Raw genomic sequence first — 2022 nt, 5'->3', positions numbered from 1 at the left:
CTGACCTTCCCGCCGACCTGCACGGTTCGCTGGGCCGCGCCGACCTCTCGCACGCCGACTCGGTCAAGTGGCGGCAATACGGCGAGGGCGTGCTGCCCATGTGGATTGCCGACATGGACTTTCCGGTGGCCCCGCCCATTTTGCGGGCGCTGGAAGAGCGGCTGACGCGCACGCTCGGTTACGCGCCCACGCCCGACCCGGTGCTGGTCGCGGCGCTGCAAGACAGGTGGGCCGGGCAGGGCCTCGGTGAAGTGCCTGCCGAGGGGGTCGCCTTCCTGCCGGGCGTGGTGCCGGGGCTGTACGCCGCTGTGTTTGCGCTGAGCGAACCGGGCCAGCAGGTCATCACCATGACCCCCATCTACCACCCCTTTCACCTGGCGATTCGGGAACTGGGGCGCGAGGTGGCGGCAGCTCCGCTCCGCATGGGCGAACACCGGTGGGAAATCGACTGGGACGCCCTGGAACGGGCAGCGGCGGGGGGCGCAAAACTGCTGATGCTCTGCCATCCCCACAATCCCACCGGGCGCATCTGGGACGCCGAGGAACTGCGCCGCCTGCGTGACTTTACGCTGGCCCACGACCTGTACGTGGTGTCGGACGAACTGCACGCCGACCTGCGTCTGGACGATGTCCCGTTCGAGCCGTTTGCCGCCGACCCCCGCGTGCGTGACCGGACGCTGACGCTGACTGGCCCCTGCAAGGCGTTCAATACCGCTGGCCTGGGCATCGGCGCGATGTTCACCCACTCGCCCGAGCTGCTGCGCCGGGTGCGGGGCCGGGTGGCGGGCCTGAGCGGGCACCCCTCGGCCCTGAGCCTGACCATGTGGCGGGCCGCCCTGGCCGAGGGCGAACCCTGGCTGCGGCAGACGGTGGCCTACCTGCGGGACAACCGCGATTTCATGACCGCCTTTTTGCAGGAGCGTTTACCCTGGGTCAAATTTTTCCCGGTGCAGGCGACCTATCTGGCGTGGCTCGACCTGCGCGACCACCCCGACGCCGGGCGCATTCAAGCCCTGCTGCTGGAAGAGGCGAAGGTGGCGGTTCACAACGGCCCGCTGTTTGCTCCACCTGAACAAGGCAGCGAGTACCAGGGCTTTATCCGCGTGAATTTTGCGACCAGTCGCGCCCTGCTGGCCGAGGCGCTCGAAAGTATGGCGCGGGTGCTGGAGCGGTAAGGCAGAGTAGGGGCTAGAAATCACGCCGAACGTCGGAAGCCTCACCACTGCGGGGAGGTCTGACGTTCGGCGCTCTATATCTTCTGCACCTCTTCCACATCCGTAGCCAGCCAGCGCGTCCACCAGAGTGGCGAGAGCTCACCTGCTCTGGCTTCGGCCTGGGCCGTGGCTGTTTCTCCCAGTGCCAGCAGTGCCACGCAACGGGCCGGACTGCGCGGCAGACTGCGTTCCAGGGCTTTGTGGGCCGTTTGGGCGGCTTTGGTCTGGCTTCCGACCCGCTGCTGGGCGTGCGCCAGAAGCGCCAGCAGGTGCGCGTCGGCCTCCTGTCCCAGCAGCTCCGCCACCTTTAAACCTTCCGCGAGTGAACGCAGGGCGCGGCGCGGTTCGTTTCTGTACAGTTCGGTTTCGGCGTGCAGGATGGCGGCGGCTATCAGGGCGGCGGCGTCTCCCTCGGCGCGGGCCTGCTGCCGGGACAGGGTCGCCAGCCTCGGGGCATCGGCGGCGGCCTGTTGCCAAGCGGCCCGTGCCTGCAATACGGCGGCGCGGGCGGAATCGGGCGTGAGCGTGACCTCGGCCCCCCGTCCCAGGCGCAGCCAAGCGGCGGCCCGCAGGTGGGCGACTTCCGGCAGGTCGGAGGATGCGGGCAAAACCGCCAGCGTTAGCGAAGGAAACCCCCAGGTCAGCGCCAGGGCCACTGCCTGAAGCGATTCCGCAGCCGTCACGGGCCACAAGGCTCGGGCTTGCCGCGTCAGGTCATCGGGGTCGGGCAGGGACTCACTGGGCCGCGAAAGCAGGGAGGCCAGGGCGCTTAGGCTCACCGCCGCAGCATAAAGCCTGCGTGGTCTTA

2 protein-coding genes are annotated in these 2022 nt (G+C 68.6%); one reads left to right on the top strand and one right to left on the bottom strand.

Going from position 1 to position 2022, the window contains the following annotated elements:
• The first annotated feature begins 17 nt into the window (after nt 1–17).
• The gene (locus Q4C89_RS13130) at nt 18–1175 is read left to right on the top strand and encodes a MalY/PatB family protein (RefSeq protein WP_303103075.1); all 1158 of its coding nucleotides are present in this window, start codon (nt 18–20) and stop codon (nt 1173–1175) included.
• 74 nt (nt 1176–1249) lie between these two features.
• Here Q4C89_RS13130 and Q4C89_RS13125 read toward each other — a convergent pair whose 3' ends face one another.
• On the bottom strand, nt 1250–1993 hold the full coding sequence (locus Q4C89_RS13125; RefSeq protein ID WP_303103072.1) for a hypothetical protein: 744 nt from the start codon (nt 1991–1993) through the stop codon (nt 1250–1252).
• Nucleotides 1994–2022 lie beyond the last annotated feature (29 nt).

Source organism: Deinococcus sp., from assembly GCF_030523985.1.
Taxonomy (GTDB): domain Bacteria; phylum Deinococcota; class Deinococci; order Deinococcales; family Deinococcaceae; genus Deinococcus.
Note: the sequence above shows the minus strand (reverse complement) of the source record. Positions and strands in the feature narration are given on the sequence as shown.